The 18,979-nt window shown below is 37.7% G+C and carries 19 protein-coding genes, 1 tRNA gene and 1 riboswitch; of the genes, 11 read left to right on the forward strand and 9 right to left on the reverse strand.

From position 1 onward, the window contains the following. The 7 genes from ESP02_RS13390 to ESP02_RS07180 form a co-directional block, all read right to left on the reverse strand. A partial coding sequence (locus tag ESP02_RS13390; RefSeq protein ID WP_146926024.1) for a hypothetical protein occupies positions 1 to 658 on the reverse strand: 658 nt, incomplete at its 3' end. Beyond that, positions 630 to 1,343, reverse strand: coding sequence for an ATP-binding cassette domain-containing protein (locus ESP02_RS07155; RefSeq protein WP_010732120.1), 714 nt, complete (start codon positions 1,341 to 1,343; stop codon positions 630 to 632). The genes ESP02_RS13390 and ESP02_RS07155, both read right to left, overlap by 29 nt. Before the next feature lie 5 nt (positions 1,344 to 1,348). Continuing rightward, a complete protein-coding gene (locus ESP02_RS07160; RefSeq protein WP_002400573.1) occupies positions 1,349 to 2,122 on the reverse strand; it encodes an ABC transporter permease in 774 nt (257 codons plus the stop codon). Then, positions 2,112 to 3,038 carry an ABC transporter ATP-binding protein gene (locus ESP02_RS07165; protein WP_002400572.1) on the reverse strand — a complete coding sequence of 309 codons (927 nt, stop codon included), beginning with the start codon at positions 3,036 to 3,038 and terminating at the stop codon, positions 2,112 to 2,114. The genes ESP02_RS07160 and ESP02_RS07165 overlap by 11 nt, the downstream gene beginning before the upstream one ends. A gap of 7 nt (positions 3,039 to 3,045) precedes the next feature. Beyond that, a complete protein-coding gene (locus ESP02_RS07170; protein WP_002400571.1) occupies positions 3,046 to 3,912 on the reverse strand; it encodes a hypothetical protein in 867 nt (288 codons plus the stop codon). A gap of 2 nt (positions 3,913 to 3,914) precedes the next feature. Continuing rightward, entirely contained in the window at positions 3,915 to 5,042 is a 1,128-nt protein-coding gene (locus tag ESP02_RS07175; RefSeq protein ID WP_002400570.1) for a ThiF family adenylyltransferase, read from the reverse strand. A gap of 778 nt (positions 5,043 to 5,820) precedes the next feature. Continuing rightward, positions 5,821 to 5,892: transfer RNA gene (locus tag ESP02_RS07180), tRNA-Arg, on the reverse strand. Positions 5,893 to 5,951: 59 nt separating this feature from the next. Between ESP02_RS07180 and rpoN the strand changes: the two genes are divergently transcribed. The 9 genes from rpoN (at position 5,952) to ESP02_RS07220 (ending at position 15,606) form a co-directional block, all read left to right on the forward strand. After that, a complete protein-coding gene (gene rpoN / locus ESP02_RS07185) occupies positions 5,952 to 7,283 on the forward strand; it encodes an RNA polymerase factor sigma-54 (protein WP_002400568.1) in 1,332 nt (443 codons plus the stop codon). 149 nt (positions 7,284 to 7,432) lie between these two features. Continuing rightward, positions 7,433 to 8,524 carry a sugar-binding transcriptional regulator gene (locus ESP02_RS07190; RefSeq protein ID WP_002400567.1) on the forward strand — a complete coding sequence of 364 codons (1,092 nt, stop codon included), beginning with the start codon at positions 7,433 to 7,435 and terminating at the stop codon, positions 8,522 to 8,524. Between the two features lie 40 nt (positions 8,525 to 8,564). After that, on the forward strand, positions 8,565 to 9,566 hold the full coding sequence (gap, locus tag ESP02_RS07195; RefSeq protein ID WP_002292818.1) for a type I glyceraldehyde-3-phosphate dehydrogenase: 1,002 nt from the start codon (positions 8,565 to 8,567) through the stop codon (positions 9,564 to 9,566). A gap of 109 nt (positions 9,567 to 9,675) precedes the next feature. Further along, positions 9,676 to 10,866: a phosphoglycerate kinase gene (pgk, locus tag ESP02_RS07200; protein WP_010732134.1), complete on the forward strand. Its 1,191-nt coding sequence runs from the start codon at positions 9,676 to 9,678 to the stop codon at positions 10,864 to 10,866. Positions 10,867 to 10,969: 103 nt separating this feature from the next. After that, complete coding sequence (gene tpiA, locus ESP02_RS07205) at positions 10,970 to 11,725, forward strand: triose-phosphate isomerase (RefSeq protein ID WP_002292815.1); 756 nt, start codon at positions 10,970 to 10,972, stop codon at positions 11,723 to 11,725. A gap of 115 nt (positions 11,726 to 11,840) precedes the next feature. Continuing rightward, positions 11,841 to 13,139, forward strand: a complete 1,299-nt coding sequence (eno, locus tag ESP02_RS07210) for a phosphopyruvate hydratase (RefSeq protein ID WP_002292812.1) — start codon at positions 11,841 to 11,843, stop codon at positions 13,137 to 13,139. 580 nt (positions 13,140 to 13,719) lie between these two features. Next, positions 13,720 to 13,881: a hypothetical protein gene (locus tag ESP02_RS13325; RefSeq protein WP_002292811.1), complete on the forward strand. Its 162-nt coding sequence runs from the start codon at positions 13,720 to 13,722 to the stop codon at positions 13,879 to 13,881. Then, positions 13,869 to 14,246, forward strand: coding sequence for a hypothetical protein (locus ESP02_RS07215; protein ID WP_002400564.1), 378 nt, complete (start codon positions 13,869 to 13,871; stop codon positions 14,244 to 14,246). The genes ESP02_RS13325 and ESP02_RS07215 overlap by 13 nt, the downstream gene beginning before the upstream one ends. A gap of 220 nt (positions 14,247 to 14,466) precedes the next feature. Next, positions 14,467 to 15,606, forward strand: a complete 1,140-nt coding sequence (locus tag ESP02_RS07220; RefSeq protein WP_002400563.1) for an ArgE/DapE family deacylase — start codon at positions 14,467 to 14,469, stop codon at positions 15,604 to 15,606. Between the two features lie 64 nt (positions 15,607 to 15,670). Here the strand turns inward: ESP02_RS07220 and ESP02_RS07225 are convergent, their stop codons facing one another. After that, positions 15,671 to 16,246, reverse strand: coding sequence for an ECF transporter S component (locus ESP02_RS07225; protein ID WP_002400562.1), 576 nt, complete (start codon positions 16,244 to 16,246; stop codon positions 15,671 to 15,673). Between the two features lie 4 nt (positions 16,247 to 16,250). Continuing rightward, positions 16,251 to 17,225 carry a nucleoside hydrolase gene (locus ESP02_RS07230; RefSeq protein WP_002400561.1) on the reverse strand — a complete coding sequence of 325 codons (975 nt, stop codon included), beginning with the start codon at positions 17,223 to 17,225 and terminating at the stop codon, positions 16,251 to 16,253. A 23-nt stretch (positions 17,226 to 17,248) separates the two neighbouring features. Beyond that, positions 17,249 to 17,293, reverse strand: a riboswitch (PreQ1 riboswitch). A 214-nt stretch (positions 17,294 to 17,507) separates the two neighbouring features. Between ESP02_RS07230 and ESP02_RS07235 the strand changes: the two genes are divergently transcribed. Together ESP02_RS07235 and ESP02_RS07240 are read left to right on the forward strand one after the other, a co-directional pair. After that, positions 17,508 to 18,476 carry an alpha/beta hydrolase gene (locus ESP02_RS07235; protein ID WP_002292805.1) on the forward strand — a complete coding sequence of 323 codons (969 nt, stop codon included), beginning with the start codon at positions 17,508 to 17,510 and terminating at the stop codon, positions 18,474 to 18,476. Positions 18,477 to 18,588: 112 nt separating this feature from the next. Then, positions 18,589 to 18,867, forward strand: coding sequence for a GNAT family N-acetyltransferase (locus ESP02_RS07240; RefSeq protein ID WP_002300467.1), 279 nt, complete (start codon positions 18,589 to 18,591; stop codon positions 18,865 to 18,867). Positions 18,868 to 18,979 lie beyond the last annotated feature (112 nt).

Genomic DNA, 18,979 nt, shown 5'->3' on the forward strand with positions numbered 1-18,979 from the left:
GTATAAATGTTAATATTGTGTAATTCAATGCACCTAAAACGACAATATTTGAAACACCTATAATGTTTATAACAGCAGTGATAATGGTCACTGTCTCAGATTGCATTCTAACAGCTACGATTTCAGAGAGGGTAATGATAGAACACAACAGTAGACAACAGGTGATTTTAATGAGTATAGAATGAACGAAAACAATCATACTTAAGCTTTGTGGATCGTTGAATATAGCATAAAGGAGTAATTCGAAAATAAAGGATACAATTAGTGAAAAAATCGATCCTAACAAGAATATAAGAAAAAAAGAAACATTTTTTGTAAGAAAAAGCTGACTGCGTTTTATAGGAAAAAGAAACATTCGAGCTCTTTGATTTCCAATATATAGATGAACAATCAGTTTCCTAATAAATACTGCGCCTACTATAGACAAAATACAGATTGCAAGAGTAGTGGATAGCGATATCAATCCAATGAAACTGCTAAATAACTTACCATGCTCCTCATATTTACCAATGAAGAGAAAAAATAAGAAAGCGGTTGTTTGAGTGATTAAACCTATCACAAATATTTTTGGCAGTAACTTTTTTATTTTTTTCACTTCGTATTGAAATATTTTGATCTTATGGCCCTGTTCATCCTTGGCTGCTTTTTTGTTTATCATAATAATCTCTTAATCCACCCTTCCCTTTATTTTTTATTGTTTCAAGAAGAAGAGGCTCTCTTGGCTCACCATTTTCTATAAAAATTACGGAGTGAATAAATGTTTCTAGATCTTCTAGCCCATGGCTACTTATAACGATAATTCGATCATTGATCTGAGATTTTAAACATTCTATAAAAAGCTGTACGCCATCAGGATCAAGGCCATTAAATGGTTCATCTAGTAAAATAATTTGAGGATCTGAAAGCAAGCTTATCCCCAACATAAAGCGTTGTTTCATCCCTAATGACATTTTTCTGAAAATCAAAGTGCCTGATACATTCAAAGCGACATCATTTAATAATTCTTGAAGTAAAGGTGGATCAAGCAAGTGATGATAAACAACTTGATCCCAATAAATTTCATCCAATGAAAGACTGTTTAATCCATCCAAATCAATAAAATTAGTTCCAATCATCCCTAAATCAATCATAGCAGGCGCTTGAGATAGATCATCGGTGTAGTTTATCGTCCCACTGTCAGGAATCAATAGTCCGCAAATGCATTTCAATAAAGTGGTTTTTCCAGATCCATTGGGTCCTATCAATCCGTAAATCGTGTCTGAATATAAATCGAGTTGTTCAATGTTCAGTCTGAAGTGTTCAGAGGTGGTTTTATATAATTCAGTTATTTCAATTCTTCTCAAAATCTTCAATTCCTCCGTGATAATGCTCTTAATGACAATGCGCCGGTGATGATTAACCAAATACTAACTGTTAGGATATTTTTTAGCTGAATAAATCCAGAGCCAAAAAAAGAAGTACGAATCAAATTGGCTGTTGGGACAAAAGGTAAGAAATCATATATTATTTTTGTCCATTCAGGCAGTCTATCGGCCGGATAAGTAATCGGTGAAAAAAGTAACCCGCCAATCATGATGATTTGTGTCATTAAAGACACTCCGTTAGCGGGCAGCCAGTAAGCAATACAAAATCTGATAGAAATCATCGACATTTGAGCTAAAATCAATAAAGCGACAGACAGGACAGAAAAATGAATCGCTAGACCAAATTTTAGGGATGAAGCAAGAAAAGACATAAGGATTCCTGGTAAAGAAGCGAATCCCCAGATAATAAAATCAGCAAATAGGAGATTGAATCGGGAAACGGGCAGTGTTCTTTGATAAGAAACGATTCCGTTTTGCTTAGCAGTGCTTACTATCTGTGTCGATAAGACGCACCCGACAGCAATAATCCCAAGTACTATTGCACCAGAGGATAAATAAACAGCGGTTGTATCATCCATTGTAGGAATTAAAAAAGTGAGTCCGTAAACAATTGCTAATGATAGTAGCAGTTGGGCCACTGTAAAGACTGGCAAAAGTACCTTGTATCTTATTAGACTCCATCTAAGTAAAGCGTATAATTGAAATAATCGACTATCGGAAGGGCGTGAATAGGAATCGTAGCTTTGTTTATTTTTCATTCGTTAATCCTCCGTATGTGTTTTCTAATGTTTGAGGTGATAAGCTATAGTTCGTTACTTCTCTTGATGAAATCTTTTCATTAATCCATATCATTGCATCAACTACTTGTTCTTGTGATAAAGTGATATCATAACGTAACTCACCCTTTTGTAAGATACAGCCAATATTTCTAGGTAATTCTTGCATTTCAAATTCCTTCTCAGAGAATAGTACAAGGTGCATTTGGATCAACGTTTTTTCTAACGATTCGCGAACATACGCATCTTTAATTAAAGTTCCCTTATCAAAGAGTAGATATCTATCTGCATATTGATCTACTTCGAGTAAATTGTGAGTTACCACAATTACAATGTGTCCTTTTTGAGCCAATTTTCTTAACGAATTCCAAATGATTTTTCTTCTTATCGGATCAACATCATTTGTAGGTTCATCAAGCAGTAAGATTGGTGGAGGGGCAACAATAGACATGGCAAATGAAGTAAGCCTTTGCAATCCGCCTGATAGTTTCTGCCCTTGCACATGTGCCCATTTCGAAATTTTAAGTTCTTGCATAATCTCTATAACATGAGTCTGAGTATCAGATTTATTAAATCCTCGTATCCTTAAAATAGCTTCAATAGACTGTTGCATGGTAACCCCATCTAATGGTGCATGAAATTGGGGCATCATTGCTGCAAATTGCCTAGCCATTTTCCAGTTTTTATCTAAAGAGTGGCCTTGGAAAGTAATACTACCGGAAGTAGGTTTTGTTACGCCTATGATTTGATTTAAGAAAGTTGTTTTTCCTGCACCGTTGTGTCCAGTTACAGCAACAATTTCTCCAGGGGAAAAAACGATAGTTATATTTTTATTGGCAAAATTACTACTATTTTTATATTTTTTTGAAAGAGAATGGATACTTAAATGATTGTTCATAGTAAAATCACGTCCTAAAGTAGTTGATTGTTGGTATTAACCACACTAAAAGAATGAATATATCTGCTCCCATTCCTAGAGCAAGGATTAATTTCGAATGGCAAGTCTTGTTATCAAACAAAAAAGGATCATCCCTAATCATATTTAAAGTTAAACGTATGTCAGTTGTACTGTAGACTCGAAATTGCCAAGCAATTCGAGTAATCAAGACACCTTGAAAAAGCAGAATAACTTCGAAATTAACGCCAATCATCGGGAAAAAAAGGAGCAGTAAAAGGATACACAAATCTAAACATATCCCTGATAATATGGCCGCCATTCTCCCTAATAAAGACCAGGTCCACACATGGGTCATTGATATGGTAGCAACTGCTTTTTTGAAACATAAATTTAGTTCTTTTTCTTTTGAGAACAGTCTATTTGAAAAAATAAGGTGCATGATTTCATGTAATCCTGTAGTCAAAGTCGTAAAAACAATGAGCTGAGCCAAACCTATAAGTGGATTTTCTATTAAAAAAATGATGCTTGATTTAAATGGAAGTCCATTAAGATATAGGAAAAGAATCACCATGAAAAATGAAATAAAACCGGCTAGCAAGACAAAAATTGAGAAAAATCTAAATAGAGCAGAGTGAGGCTCTACTGGAATTTTTATGTTTCCAGATGTTCCTTCAAGAAAGCCACCATCGTTTAACATTGTGATAAATAATGAATCAAGCAAGTCATTGTTTACTTTTCCTTTTTTTAGAAGGTTTAATGTGTTTCTGTCAATCACCAAAGGATTTCCTGATCTTGACACGATTATCCATTCACCGTTTTTTAATTTTCTTTTTTTGTATGGAGCCAACGTGAGGAAGTCAGACAAAATAATCACTCCTACTGTTTGTAATACTGAAAAATTGCCCAGTCATCATGGTTACCAGCTCCACATGTAGGACACTCACTGGCAAACCTAGGCCAAGATGGGTGACAGAATGATGAGCCATCCTCGTAGTTGATTTCGTACTGTGTTCCTAAACTTCTAGGTGGTGCGTATTGTGTGATTATTCTGACTACTTCATCAACTATTCCGGCAACTAATTGGAAAATTCCTGGACCGTAAGCAATAGAAGGAGGATCAAAGTTTATATTTCTGAATGCAATGAATTGCTCAATAAATTTTGAATCATTTTTGCTGAAGTGAAGATTTAGCCAATCAAAGCATCCGGTAACTCTAGGAACAACACTATAGACTCGTCCTCTACTTACTTGAGAAGCACCAAATACGCATGGAATTCCTGCTTTCACAATCGCTTCATTCACTATTCGATGAATAATAAATGGAGGCTCATCAATTGCACAGATGACTATGTCAACATCATTTATTAGTTCTAATACGTCTTCAACAACAACTATTTTTTTATCAAAAGCTTCAATTTTTATTAATGAATTCATTTTTTCTACTGCACTCTTAGCAATTTCTGTTTTCTTTTTTCCAATATCATTCTCGCGATAAAGAAATTGTCTACCGAGATTTCCAAGTTCGACAATGTCATAATCGACTATTTTTATTGATTTTGGTCCTAAGCCTGCTAAGAGTGTTAGGATATTAGAACCACCACCGCCTAGACCGAGTAAAAGAATTTTTGTTTCATTTATTTCTTTCTGGATTAGGAATCTATCCCCGCTAGTATCTATGAATCTACTGAAATAGTTTACGTTAGGCAGGTACCTTTCCTCTGTTGCTTTATTAGGCAAACTTTCTTCTAATACGCCTTCATCATTTAGGAGATTAATCCCGTCTACTATATTTTGTTCTGTCAGCTCGGGATATTTTTTTTGCATAGAAGTTATGATATGGCCCAATTTATTTTTACCATTCAATAAATTCGCCAATGTCCAAAATTGATTGTCTTCCTCTTCGATTTCAGTTGTTATACCTAATTGCGCGCCAATACGAAATATGTTTGAGTTGAGCTTATATAACGGATAGATTGGTTTTACTCTCGGGCTGATATAAGACATTTTTCCTCTCCTTGATGTGAAAAAAGGCGAGAGTCAATCCCGCCTCTTTCATGTGTTTGGACGTGATGTCAAATGACGATCCACCACGCAGTAGCATCGACTTTTTCTGCCTTGCGAATTTTTGCATTTTTCATAGTTTTCCTCCAAACTTATCGATACTTGGAACATAATTAATCTAAGAATTGAAGATTAAGGAAGACAAAAATATGAACGAATCAAGCAAAGAATGTATACCATTCCAAGTATCGATTTTTTATTATTTAGTAATTAAGATCGTCGAATCAATGTTTTATCACCAAATTCGATAAATTGATAATAAAACAAAAATACGTTCAAAAATCTAAATGATACAATTAACCAAGTAGCTGTAATATTTAACCTTATTCAAATTTTATTGTATAAACAAGATGATTTGACATGAAAATAAAGTTATTCATACAAAAGAGATGAATCAACAAAAAATTAGAAGTATTAGAATATGTCCATAAGCAAAAGGGATAAAAGTCAATTATACGTACATTTTATGTTGGAGTGAATAGATTCTGGTGATTTAGTCGAATTGTGATTGATAAGTGGTTAGATGAACAGGTATAATAAGTGCGTATCTACTTTAGCATGTGGTCATGGAAGACATTCAAACATCAGCATTTCAAAAATAAAAGTGACTTGCGCAGCGTTGAGGATGGGAATTAACAGGTAGGTAAATTTTAAGAAAAGCAAAAAGACACTTTCCGTCTCTGGTAGAAAGTGTCGTGAATCCTGCTATAAAAAAATAGAACGCGTCCTGAGGGAATCGAACCCCCGTCTCAAGAACCGGAATCTTACGTGATATCCACTACACTAAGGACGCAAGCACTGGGATAATTGTAACTAAACAGATAAAAAATTACAAGGGGATTGGACAAAAAAATGAAATTTGAGCAAAATTTTTCACAAAAACAGCAGCAGACACAGAAACTAGCCATGACGCAACAGTTGCAGCAGTCCATCCAAGTTTTACAATATAACAGTGAAGAGCTGTTGGCATTCGTTGAGAACCAAGCAATGGAAAATCCATTGGTGGAAGTTGTTGAGCCGGAATGGCAGCCAGATTACATAAAAGCTTCTTCATCTTCTTATGAAGGAGAAGAGACAAATTACCTAAATCAGATTCCTGATACAAAAGGGTCTTTATTTGATTCATTGATTGAACAAGTCCATTTGAATTACCGAGATACTTTTTTGAGGAAAATCGTTCTTTATCTTGTAGAATACATCGATTTGAACGGATTTTTGACGATTAGTTTAGAGGAAGCTGGAAAAGAGATCGGAGCGACGTCTATCCAAATGCTCGATGCGTTGACACTGATCCAGCAATTAGAACCAGCTGGAGTAGGTGCACGTAGTTTGCAAGAATGTCTCATGCTTCAAACGGAACGGGATGATTATGCGCCGGAACTAGCTTATATCGTGCTAGAAGAATGTTTTGAGCAATTGGTGGAGCGAAAATGGAAAGAGATTGCGCAGCGTTTTTCTGTTGATTTACACGCTGTTCAGCAAATATTCGACTATTTGCAAACATTGAGCCCAAGTCCTGGACGAATTTTCGACCGTAGTAGCGAATTGTACATTATTCCTGATGTCCGGGTATTAGTGGACGATGGAAATGTACAAGTCATCTCAAACCGAAAAAACCAGCCGAATATCCGATTCCAAGAGACCTACTTCAAGCAAATGTCACAACAAGCAGATAAAGAAACTGAAAATTATTTAAAAGAACGGAAACAGGAATTCGAATGGTTGAAGAAAACGATCCTCCAACGCGGGGATACAATTTTGCGGGTTGCTCAAGTCATTGTTTCTCGGCAAAAAGCTTTCTTTATCGACAAGAAGCGGCCAATCAAACCTCTTACGTTAAAGGAAGTTGCGACCGAGATAAATGTGCATGAATCTACGGTCAGTCGAGCAGTCAACGGGAAATATTTGGAAACAGATTTCGGTGTATTTGAGTTAAAGAAATTTTTCACTGCAAGAATCCCTACTAACGGTGCAGAACAGACAGAAGATCTTTCAGCAGATACTGCGAAGAAAAAATTGCAGGAATTAGTTGATCAAGAAGACAAAAGCAAGCCGTTGTCGGACCAGAAATTGGTTGAATTGCTGAAAAAAGATGAGATAGCGATCTCAAGACGAACAGTAGCAAAATACCGTGATTTATTAGGAATCCCGAGTTCATCAAAAAGAAAACGTTATGATCATTAATCATCCAAAAGATCAGAAAAAGTATTTTACTTTTTCTGATCTTTTTAGTTGAAAAACGAAAGCAAAACTGTTAGACTAACAGTCGTGAGGTTGAGATTTCCCTTTATTGATGTGAAATTCGAAAAGTTAATTTCTTTTTTTTATCGTATATGGGTCGTTTTAAGTCTACATTGGACGTAAAGTGTCCAACTAAGGAGATCGCTATGCTAGATGAAATAAAAATGATTGAATCTGTTGCACCAGATATTATCGAAGTGTTGCAAGAACGCTATAAAATTTTACGAAATATCTATTGGATGCAGCCGATTGGACGTCGAAGTTTATCGGAAAGTATGGGGATAACAGAACGAGTATTGCGAACAGAAACAGACCTTTTGAAAAATCTGAATTTGATCGATACCTCAAAAAGCGGAATGACGCTGACAACTAAGGGTGAAGAAGTTTATCAAAGTCTTGAAAACTTCATGGATCAGCTTTTAGGTACGCATCAAACCGAACAACAGTTGGCAGAATATTTTGGTAATCAGCGCTGTATCGTTGTTTCAGGAAACAGCGAAGAGCAAAACAAAGTGGCTGATGCATTCGGCGAAGCGCTGAGTGAAGCCTTAGACCGACTGCTTCCGGAAGGCGAGAATATCATCGCTGTGATGGGAGGAACCACCATGGCAGTTGTAGCAGAACAGTTGTCTAATCTGGAAAATAAAAAACGGCATAACCTATTTGTCCCTGCAAGAGGCGGGATCGGTGAAGCGATAACTGTACAGGCAAATTCTGTCAGTGCAAGAATGGCTGCTAAAGCAAACGGAAACCACCGTGCACTTTATGTTCCGGAACAATTAAGTCTGGCAACTTACAATTCTTTACTCAATGAGCCGTCTATCCAAGAAGTCTTAAACTTGATTAGTGAGGCGAATTGTGTTATTCATAGTATTGGGCGTGCATTACACATGGCAGCACGTCGAAAGATGACTGAAAAAGAATTAGTCATGCTGAAACAAGCAAATGCTGTAGCGGAATCCTTTGGCTACTTTTTCAATGAAAAAGGCGAAGTCGTTTATAAGGTCCCTAGAATCGGCATAGAATTGCAAGATTTGGCGAAAGTCCCGATCATCATGGCGATAGCGGGCGGAAAATCAAAAGCCAAAGCAATTCGAGCTTATATGAAAAATGCACCAAAACAAACGTGGCTCATTACTGATGAAGCTGCTGCAAACGAGATTTTAAAAGGGGTAACCCTTTAAAATAAATATTTTTTTGATTTTCATAAGGAGGAAATCTTAAATGACAGTTAAAGTAGGTATTAATGGTTTTGGACGTATTGGACGTCTAGCATTCCGTCGTATCCAAGATGTAGATGGAATCGAAGTAGTAGCAATCAACGACTTGACAGATGCTAAAATGTTGGCACACTTGTTAAAATACGACACAACTCAAGGACGTTTCAACGGAACAGTTGAAGTTCATGAAGGTTCATTCAACGTAAACGGAAAAGAAGTTAAAGTATTAGCTAACCGCAATCCAGAAGAATTACCATGGGGCGAACTAGGCGTAGATATCGTTCTAGAATGTACTGGTTTCTTCACTTCTAAATCAGCAGCTGAAAAACATTTAACAGCTGGTGCTAAACGCGTTGTTATCTCTGCTCCTGGCGGAAACGATGTTCCAACAATCGTTTATAACACAAACCACGAAACATTAACTGGTAAAGAAACAGTTATCTCAGGTGCTTCATGTACAACTAACTGTTTAGCTCCTATGGCTAAAACATTGAACGACAAATTTGGTGTTGTTGAAGGATTAATGACAACTATCCACGCTTACACAGGTGACCAAATGACTCTAGACGGACCTCATCCTAAAGGTGACTTCCGCCGTGCACGCGCTGCTGCTGCAAACATCGTTCCTAACTCAACAGGTGCTGCTAAAGCTATCGGTTTAGTAATCCCTGAATTGAACGGTAAATTAGACGGAGCTGCTCAACGTGTTCCTGTACCAACAGGTTCATTAACAGAATTAGTAACAGTTCTTGAAAAAGAAGTAACTGTTGACGAAATCAACGCAGCAATGAAAGAAGCTTCAAACGAATCTTACGGATACAATACAGACGAAATCGTTTCTTCAGATATCGTTGGTATGACTTACGGTTCATTATTTGATGCTACACAAACTAAAGTAATGACAGTTGGCGACAAACAATTAGTTAAAACTGTTGCTTGGTACGACAACGAAATGTCATACACTGCACAATTAGTACGTACTTTAGAATACTTCGCTAACTTATAAGATAGACAAACGTACAAGTGTAAATGATAGACATGTACATTTAAAAGCGGGGAAGCAATCGCGCTTCTTCCGCTTTTTTTGATAATAAGTTTATTCAGGAGGAAATAAAATGGCTAAGAAAACAGTGAAAGATATCGATTTAAAAGACAAAAAAGTTCTTGTCCGTGTTGACTTCAATGTTCCTTTGAAAGACGGCGTGATCACTGACGATACTCGTATCAAAGCAGCATTGCCAACAATCAACTACGTTTTAGAACAAGGCGGAAAAGCAATCCTTTTCTCTCACCTTGGACGTGTAAAAACAGAAGAAGATAAAGAAGGAAAATCTTTAGCTCCAGTTGCAAAACGTCTAGGCGAATTATTAGGTAAAGAAGTAACATTCGTACCTGAAACTCGCGGAGAACAATTAGAAGAAGCAATCCGCAACATGAAAGATGGCGACGTTGTCGTATTTGAAAACACACGTTTTGAAGATGTTGACGGTAAAAAAGAAAGCAAAAACGATACAGAGCTAGGTAAATACTGGGCTTCATTAGGTGATGTATTTGTTAACGATGCTTTCGGTACAGCTCACCGTGCGCATGCTTCTAACGTAGGTATCGCTTCAACTGGTATCCCAACAGTTGCTGGATTCTTGATGGAAAAAGAAATCAAGTTCATCGGTGAAGCAGTAGAAGAACCAAAACGCCCAATGATCGCAATCCTTGGTGGCGCAAAAGTTTCTGATAAAATCGGCGTAATCGAAAACTTGATTCCTAAAGCAGATAAAATCTTGATTGGTGGCGGAATGACTTACACATTCTACGAAGCAAAAGGAATCAAGATCGGTAACTCTCTAGTAGAAGCTGACAAAGTAGCACTAGCAAAAGAATTGATCGAAAAAGCAGGCGACAAACTTGTCTTGCCAATCGACAATGTCTGTGCACCAGAATTTTCAAATGATGTAGAAACACAAGTAATCGAAGGAGACATTCCTGACGGTTTGATGGCTTTAGACATCGGCCCAGCATCAGTAAAATTATTTGCTGATACATTACAAGGTGCAAAAACAGTTGTTTGGAACGGACCTATGGGTGTATTTGAAATGAGTAACTTTGCTAAAGGTACAATCGGTGTTTGTGAAGCAATCGCTAACTTAGAAGGCGCAACAACAATCATCGGTGGCGGAGACTCAGCTGCAGCAGCAGAACAATTAGGTTTTGCTGACAAATTCACACACATCTCAACAGGTGGCGGCGCAAGCTTGGAATTGCTTGAAGGTAAAGAATTACCAGGACTAGCAGCAATCAACGATAAATAAACAGCCAAGTTTGCTCTATTCTGACGAGTAATCGATCAAAAGGTGAAGGGAGTTTTCATGACTCCCTAGCCATTTTTCAATAAATTAAGGAGTGTGTTCCTCAATGCGTAAACCTATTATCGCAGGTAACTGGAAAATGAACAAAACTGCATCAGAAGCAAAAGAATTTGCTGAAGCAGTAAAAAACAAAATCCCTTCAAATGACAAGGTTGATTCAGTCATCGGATCTCCTGCATTATTCTTACAAGAATTAATGACATCAGCTGAAGGTACAGAACTAAAAATCTCAGCACAAAACTGCTACTGGGAAAACTCAGGCGCGTTCACTGGTGAAACTTCACCAGCAGCTCTTGCTGATCTAGGTGTTCACTATGTGATCATCGGACATTCAGAACGTCGTGAATATTTCCATGAAACAGACGAAGACATCAATAAAAAAGCAAAAGCTATCTTTGCAAACGGCATGACACCAATCTTATGCTGTGGCGAATCTTTAGAAACATATGAAGCAGGCAAAACTGCTGAATGGATCGAAGGACAAATTACAGCTGGTTTAGCTGATCTTTCAGCTGAGCAAGTGTCAAACATGGTGATTGCTTATGAACCAATCTGGGCAATCGGTACTGGTAAATCAGCTGACGCACAAATCGCTGACGAAATTTGTGGTGTTGTACGTCAAACAGTTGAAAAACTTTATGGAAAAGAAGTATCAGAAGCTGTTCGTATCCAATACGGCGGTTCTGTAAAACCAGAAAATATTGCTGAATACATGGCAAAAGAAAATGTTGACGGTGCTTTAGTCGGCGGCGCAAGCTTGCAAGCAGATTCATTCTTGTCATTGTTAGACGCTGTAAAATAATTGGTGAAAATTTGCGAAAAATGCAAGAAATGTTTGCACTAATGAGCAAAATTAACTAAAATCGTATATGAGGGAAATCCCTTAGGAAAAAACAAACTCAAAGGAGAGACAAAACATGTCAATTATTACTGATGTTTACGCTCGCGAGATCTTAGACTCACGTGGTAACCCAACAATCGAAGTAGAAGTATACACAGAAAGCGGAGCTTTTGGCCGCGGAATGGTTCCTTCAGGTGCTTCAACTGGTGAATACGAAGCAGTTGAATTACGTGACGGAGACAAAGCTCGTTATGGCGGTAAAGGTGTAACTAAAGCTGTCGACAACGTAAACAACATCATTGCTGAAGCAATCATTGGCTACGATGTTCGTGACCAAATGGCTATCGACAAAGCTATGATCGCTTTAGACGGAACTCCTAACAAAGGTAAATTAGGTGCGAACGCTATTTTAGGTGTTTCTATCGCTGTTGCACGTGCAGCTGCTGACTACCTAGAAGTACCTTTATACCACTACCTAGGCGGATTCAACACGAAAGTATTGCCAACACCAATGATGAACATCATCAACGGCGGATCACATGCTGATAACTCAATCGACTTCCAAGAGTTCATGATCATGCCTGTTGGCGCTCCAACATTCAAAGAAGCTCTACGTATGGGTGCTGAAGTATTCCACGCATTAGCTTCAATCTTGAAAGCTCGCGGATTAGCAACTTCTGTTGGTGACGAAGGTGGATTTGCTCCAAACCTTGGTTCAAACGAAGAAGGGTTCGAAGTAATCATCGAAGCAATCGAAAAAGCTGGCTATGTACCTGGTAAAGACGTTGTTCTTGCTATGGATGCTGCTTCTTCAGAATTCTACGACAAAGAAAAAGGCGTTTACGTACTAGCTGACTCAGGCGAAGGCGAAAAAACAACTGACGAAATGATCAAATTCTACGAAGAATTAGTTTCTAAATATCCAATCATCTCAATCGAAGACGGATTAGACGAAAACGACTGGGACGGATTCAAGAAATTAACTGACGTATTAGGCGACAAAGTTCAATTAGTTGGTGACGACTTGTTCGTAACAAACACTCAAAAATTATCTGAAGGTATCGAAAAAGGAATTGCTAACTCAATCCTTATCAAAGTGAACCAAATCGGTACATTAACAGAAACTTTCGAAGCTATCGAAATGGCTAAAGAAGCTGGCTACACAGCAGTTGTATCTCACCGTTCTGGTGAAACAGAAGATTCAACAATCTCTGATATCGCTGTTGCAACAAACGCTGGTCAAATCAAAACAGGTTCTCTATCACGTACTGACCGTATTGCTAAATACAATCAATTACTACGTATCGAAGACCAACTTGGTGAAGTTGCAGAATACAAAGGTTTGAAATCTTTCTACAACTTGAAAAACAAATAATTCTTTTCTAATGAAGATACATGATCGACCTATTGAAAGATAGACGAGCATGATCACTTAGTTAAGTAATCAGACTCTCTACCTGCTGATTTCAGCAAGTAGAGAGTTTTTTTGTTGTGAAAATCATTTGATGAATAAATCTCTTTTTTTAAGAACAGAAAAATCGGGAGAGTACATAAATTATTATAATAACAACTGTTTATTTATATGTATCATATAAACCCTATTATATAAATATCCATATTTATTAAAAATAACTCATAATTTTATTTTTGTAACTGGCTTCTGTATATAATATTTACAAATATCGATACGAGACAATAGTATCCAAAAAAATCAGTTATCAAGAGATAACATCGTATAGGACCTTTTAAGGATAGAACAATAAGAGAGGAGGAAGCAGTCTTCGTTTCATTCATATCCTTTTACGCTCGGATAGGATGATTCTCTTCAAAAAGGGGATGGCAATCTTCCTCTTTCGATAAAAATCATTTGAACAGGGAGACAGAAAAATGAAAAAATTTTAGATAATTACGATGGTAAAAATTATAAATATGGGATAACTACAAATATTTTTGGGATGGATCCGACTTACTGTTCTAAAATCGTCTGGCAAGCTTATTGGTATGCTTCAGCTGCTGTGCAAGTAGGAGGAATGTATCAGCCGCTTATTGCTTTGCCATACGATCTTCCTGATTATTTTGATGAAAGAGCGATCCATATCTTAACATGGGAGAATTGATGATGAGAAGGAGGATTTCTAAAAAAAGAAATTACTGTTCTAAGATTTTTATTTCGATAGTTTTACTGTTAGGTGGTACATGGCTCTATCAATTTCCAATCAAGAAACATATAGCTACACGAGCACTGTATCAATTATTAGAGGAGGAATACCAATTAACCGATTATGATATTTTTATTTCAAGAGTGGTGAAGGATACGAAAAGTGGTAGAGGCGGTGTCAGTATTTTTTTCATGGTAAGGAATAGTGTGTATGAATATGAGTATGACTACTCTCTTGAAGAAAATAATTGGCTACGTGGTTATTACGTAAGGAGGGGTAATTATAGATCATGTGATACTCTTATTTTCAATGATGAGGAATAAAATGATTTGACTACAGAAGAACAGTTCAACAAAGTAGCTTCTCTTGTTTTTTTACTTGGTTGGATTTACTAGCGTAGAGGCAAGAATTGGAACGCCATTTACTTGGAAAAGGGGAATGTGACGCTGCTTTTGTCACGCCCTTTTTTTCTGTGGCCTCTCTTATTTGAAAATCTAGGCGTACTCCAATACAATAAAAAGAAACGGCAAAGGAGAAGATTAGATGAAAAAAGAAGAAAAAATTGCGATTTTACAAGAGATCATCCGAATAAAATCAGTGAATGGAAATGAAGGCGAAGTAGCAGCTTATTTGAATAAGCTTTTGGAAAAACATGGCATAATAGGAGAAATCGTTTCTTATAGTAATGGTAGAGATAATCTGATTGCTCAATTCCAAAAAGGGCAATCAGGAAAAGTGTTAGGCCTATCTGGACATATGGATGTCGTGGCGGCGGGGAATGAATCGTCTTGGACCTATGCGCCCTTTGCAGCAGAAATCCATGGGAATCGTTTGTACGGACGTGGTGCTACAGATATGAAGAGTGGCTTGGCGGCAATGGTGATTGCCATGATCGAGCTCAAAGAGTCAGGAAAACCATTTAACGGAACAGTCAAATTATTAGCCACTGTCGGAGAAGAAGTGGGTGAATTAGGTGGGGAACAGCTCACGAAAGCAGGCTATGTGGATGACTTAGATGCCTTGATCATCGGAGAGCCAACTAATTACAGTTTGATGTACACACACATGGGATCAATCAACTATACGGTCATCTCGCACGGAAAAGAAGCGCATAGCTCTATGCCAGACCAAGGCTATAATGCGATCAATCATCTAAATGAATTTATTACGAAAGCAAATGCTGAAATGAATCACCTCGCTGAAACAATCGAGAATCCCGTCTTAGGAAAAACAATCCATAATGTCACGTTGATCAGCGGCGGAAATCAAGTAAACAGCATTCCGAGCCACGCGCAGCTTCAAGGGAATATCCGATCGATTCCTGAATATCCAAATGATAAAATCATTACATTACTGCAATCAATCGTCAAGGAATTGAATCAAGAGACAGACTACCATTTGGAATTGACGATCGATTACAACAAAATACCTGTCAAAGCTGATCCAGATTCTCCTTTGATTCATTGCATTCAGCAACAATTCAGTCAGCCATTACCTTTAGTTGGAGCGGCAGCAACCACAGATGCAGCCGAATTTACGAAAGCTGACCACTCCTTCGACTTTGTCGTCTTTGGACCTGGTGTCGTTACTTTGCCTCATCAAGTAGATGAGTATGTCGAGCTCGATAATTATTTAGATATGATCGAAAAATATCAAGCTATTATTTTATCCTACTTAGCGTAAGTTTTTTTTATAGATGAAAAACAGAGCCAGATGAGCAACTTTTTGCTCATTTGGCTCTGTTTGTTCATCCTATTTTTCTCTTGGAATATATCAAGCGCTGCGGCAACATAGTGATGACTAATGAGACAACGACGATAGACAGCAGACGGTCAAGGTAGTCTGTGCCCGCCTGTACCAAGATCACACTGATGGTTTGATCGAAACCTAACCCATGTAATAATTGGACGATCATGCTAGATCCTGAGGAAGTGATTCCGCCAAATAACTGAACGGTAATGATCGAAGAGACGATCGTTCCAGGTACCGACAAAATCAAAGCGAGTAATAAAAGTTTCAAACGTTTTTTGTCTTTGTCGAGATACCTTGGTAAAATCAATCCAGCCAACAAACCTGTGAGGATTTGGATCGGTGAATAATACAGTGAAAAAATATCTGTAGTCACCCCGCTTAATACACCGCTGGATAGTCCTGTCAACATTCCTGGTATGGGACCAAGCAACGCGCCAGCAAAAATCGTTCCAATAGAGTCTAGATAGATTGGCAAACGAAGCCATAAAGCAATCGTTCCTCCAACATAATTGATCCCAATACACAAAGCCATCATTGTAAGTACGCGAGTTGCCATCTTGTTTTTATTCATTTTGTTAGCCCATCTTTAACCTTTCCAAATCTTTCATAATCGTTTCTTCTTGTGCATTTAAAAGAACGGTTAAAAACTTTTGGAAAAAAAGACGAGTATCTACTTTTGTCATAATTTTACTGTTAGCAGGTTTCTGCCAAAATTCATAACGATCAACCAATGTTTGCCCGCGACTTATTCCTTGAGTTTCTACAGCAGTGAAGCTTTTAAAGCCTTCACAGATGGACTCATCGATAAAATAAGCAACAGCTACCGGATCATTGATGACACATCCCAAGATTCTTTCTTGTTTCCAGTGGAAGTCAAAATAAAAACGAGTGATCGCTTTTAGATACTCTCCCTCTTCAGGATTCATTTGGCAGCAATATTCAAGGATAGTTGGTGTCAAGACGATTTCTCTTGTCACATCTAACCCAACCATTTCTATCGGTTGTTTGAGCTTCTCGAATACATAAGAAGCTGCTTCAGGATCACACCAGTAATTGTATTCAGCAACTGGTGAACAGTTACCATGGCTTTTGTAAGTTCCGCCCATTGAGACAAAACGATCCATATGTTTCCCAACAGTTGGGTTGATTTTCAAAGCAGAAGCGATATTGGTCAAAGGACCCAAAGCAATGACTGATGTATCTGTTTTTTCTTTGAAATAATCAGCCAGAAAATCAACTGCATGGAGCGGTTCTGCCTGTTTTGCTAAGACCATCGGGAAATTTGTTTCCCCTAATCCATCCATTCCATGAGTGTCTTGCGCACTAATGAAAGGTTGCTTCAAAGGTTTTTCCATTCCTTGATAAACAGGGATATCTAAACGATCACAGCGTTCCAAACATTTCAGCACATTCTGCGTACCGATATCTACAGGGACATTCCCGCAAACGACGGTAATAGCAACTACTTCGATATCAGGGGATTTGACAGCTAGTGATAAAGCTAAAGTGTCGTCGATCCCTGGATCGCAATCAATAATTACTTTTCGCATTATTTCCAATCTCCTTTCTTTAGAGATACTTAGTTTTTTATTCTGGGAAGTTTCCGAACCAGTCCAAGACGAGCGTCTTGTTTATAATGCACGAAATTAGTATACTGGCTTTTATTATGAATGTAAATGCTCTCTTACAAGTAAATCTATTGAGAAGAACTTTAAGTAAATGATACAATGAAAAAGAAATGGAATTTACGTGTGCCGAAGAAAAAGAATCCTATTGATCGGTATATTGTATAATAAATAGATTATAGTTTGGCAGAAAGCGGCGGGTGTACGATGGTTATTTTTTATTTCATTCTTATTCTGATAATTATAGGAATCAGTTACCATTTTCTTTCTTATTTTTATGCAAAGAAATTAGTAAGAGCGGGAGTACAGAGAGGCTATGACTGGTATGAAGACACTGGACACCGCTTGATGGATCCTGCTGCAGTCACGTCAGTAGAAAAAAAGCGGCAAAAATTAGAAGAAGAATGTGAAAGCTTCTGGGAACAAGGAATACCGAAAACGATCAAAAGTTATGACGGGTTGAAACTAGCTGGACAGATGTTCATCCAACCAACTCAGCAGAATAAATGGGTCATTTGTGTACATGATTATCGAAGTACAGGGAAAAGAGATATGTCTCATATAGGTAAAAGATATGCAGAGAAAGGATTCAACGTTCTTATACCCGATTTACGTGCGCATGGAGAAAGTGAAGGAGAAATCATCGGAATGGGATGGCTAGACCGGCTAGATTTAATTGCATGGATCCAACTCATCTTAGATGAACAACCAGATGCATCCATTATTTTGCACGGGGGTTCGATGGGCGCTTCTACGATTATGATGGCAAGTGGTGAAAAGCTTCCATCTGCAGTCAAAGGATTTATCTTAGACAGCGGATATGTTTCTGTTTATGCGGAATTTCGGTACATGTTAAGTAAAATCACGGTCTTTCCTAAAAAAATGATCATGAGATATGCGAATCACTATGCTCAGAAATACGCAGGTTATTCTTTAAAGCAAGCATCAGCTACAAGACAGCTTGGTAGTAACCATTTGCCTTTGTTAGTCATCCATGGTGAAAGAGATCATTTTGTTCCTACAGAAGCAGCATACACGATTCAAAACGCTACGGCAGGGGATAAAGCATTACTGCTTGTTCCAGAAGCAGAACATTTGGAAGCATCGATGAAAGATCCGAAAACCTATTGGACAGTGATTTTTTCATTTATTGAACAAAGAATAACGATGGATTGATTTTCTCTTCCTTTTTGTAAGCAATCCGAGGATAAATAATTGTTTATAGACCAGGAGACTGTTAAAATAAGGTAGGAATAAAAAAATATCAGTTATTTGAGGAGTGCGGCATATGGAAATCAAAGAGGAAAAAAATCGTCTTGCTTTATTCAATGATGAGCAACAAGAAATCGGAGAAATGACATGGTCGGATGCGGGGCCAGACATCATGATCATTGACCATACATTTGTCGATCCAGCATATCGTGGTCAAAAATTAGCTGAAAAGCTAGTGTATACTGGAGTAGAACTAGCAAGACGAGAAGGGAAAAAGATCATCCCTTTATGCCCTTACGCAAAAAAAGAGTTTGAGAAGAAACCAGAATATCACGACGTCTTACGCCAATCATAATAATAACAGCTGAAAGTTTTGCACTTTCAGCTGTTTTTCCATTTATATAGAGTTGTCACGGAGTTTTATCTATGATAAAGTTAAAGAGACGATATCTTTTGGGAAGGAGGCT

The sequence above is a fragment of the Enterococcus sp. NBRC 3427 genome (assembly GCF_007996925.1).
Lineage (GTDB): Bacteria > Bacillota > Bacilli > Lactobacillales > Enterococcaceae > Enterococcus_B > Enterococcus_B lactis.

What these genes read in the sequence shown, in the direction of transcription:
- ESP02_RS07160 (WP_002400573.1), bottom strand. Translation starts at nt 2,122, where the DNA reads ATGAAAAATAAACAAAGCTACGATTCCTATTCACGCCCTTCCGATAGT.
- ESP02_RS07165 (WP_002400572.1), bottom strand. Translation starts at nt 3,038, where the DNA reads ATGAACAATCATTTAAGTATCCATTCTCTTTCAAAAAAATATAAAAAT.
- ESP02_RS07175 (WP_002400570.1), bottom strand. Translation starts at nt 5,042, where the DNA reads ATGTCTTATATCAGCCCGAGAGTAAAACCAATCTATCCGTTATATAAG.
- rpoN (WP_002400568.1), top strand. Translation starts at nt 5,952, where the DNA reads ATGAAATTTGAGCAAAATTTTTCACAAAAACAGCAGCAGACACAGAAA.
- ESP02_RS07190 (WP_002400567.1), top strand. Translation starts at nt 7,433, where the DNA reads ATGGGTCGTTTTAAGTCTACATTGGACGTAAAGTGTCCAACTAAGGAG.
- gap (WP_002292818.1), top strand. Translation starts at nt 8,565, where the DNA reads ATGACAGTTAAAGTAGGTATTAATGGTTTTGGACGTATTGGACGTCTA.
- pgk (WP_010732134.1), top strand. Translation starts at nt 9,676, where the DNA reads ATGGCTAAGAAAACAGTGAAAGATATCGATTTAAAAGACAAAAAAGTT.
- tpiA (WP_002292815.1), top strand. Translation starts at nt 10,970, where the DNA reads ATGCGTAAACCTATTATCGCAGGTAACTGGAAAATGAACAAAACTGCA.
- eno (WP_002292812.1), top strand. Translation starts at nt 11,841, where the DNA reads ATGTCAATTATTACTGATGTTTACGCTCGCGAGATCTTAGACTCACGT.
- ESP02_RS13325 (WP_002292811.1), top strand. Translation starts at nt 13,720, where the DNA reads ATGGATCCGACTTACTGTTCTAAAATCGTCTGGCAAGCTTATTGGTAT.
- ESP02_RS07215 (WP_002400564.1), top strand. Translation starts at nt 13,869, where the DNA reads ATGGGAGAATTGATGATGAGAAGGAGGATTTCTAAAAAAAGAAATTAC.
- ESP02_RS07220 (WP_002400563.1), top strand. Translation starts at nt 14,467, where the DNA reads ATGAAAAAAGAAGAAAAAATTGCGATTTTACAAGAGATCATCCGAATA.
- ESP02_RS07225 (WP_002400562.1), bottom strand. Translation starts at nt 16,246, where the DNA reads ATGAATAAAAACAAGATGGCAACTCGCGTACTTACAATGATGGCTTTG.
- ESP02_RS07230 (WP_002400561.1), bottom strand. Translation starts at nt 17,225, where the DNA reads ATGCGAAAAGTAATTATTGATTGCGATCCAGGGATCGACGACACTTTA.
- ESP02_RS07235 (WP_002292805.1), top strand. Translation starts at nt 17,508, where the DNA reads ATGGTTATTTTTTATTTCATTCTTATTCTGATAATTATAGGAATCAGT.
- ESP02_RS07240 (WP_002300467.1), top strand. Translation starts at nt 18,589, where the DNA reads ATGGAAATCAAAGAGGAAAAAAATCGTCTTGCTTTATTCAATGATGAG.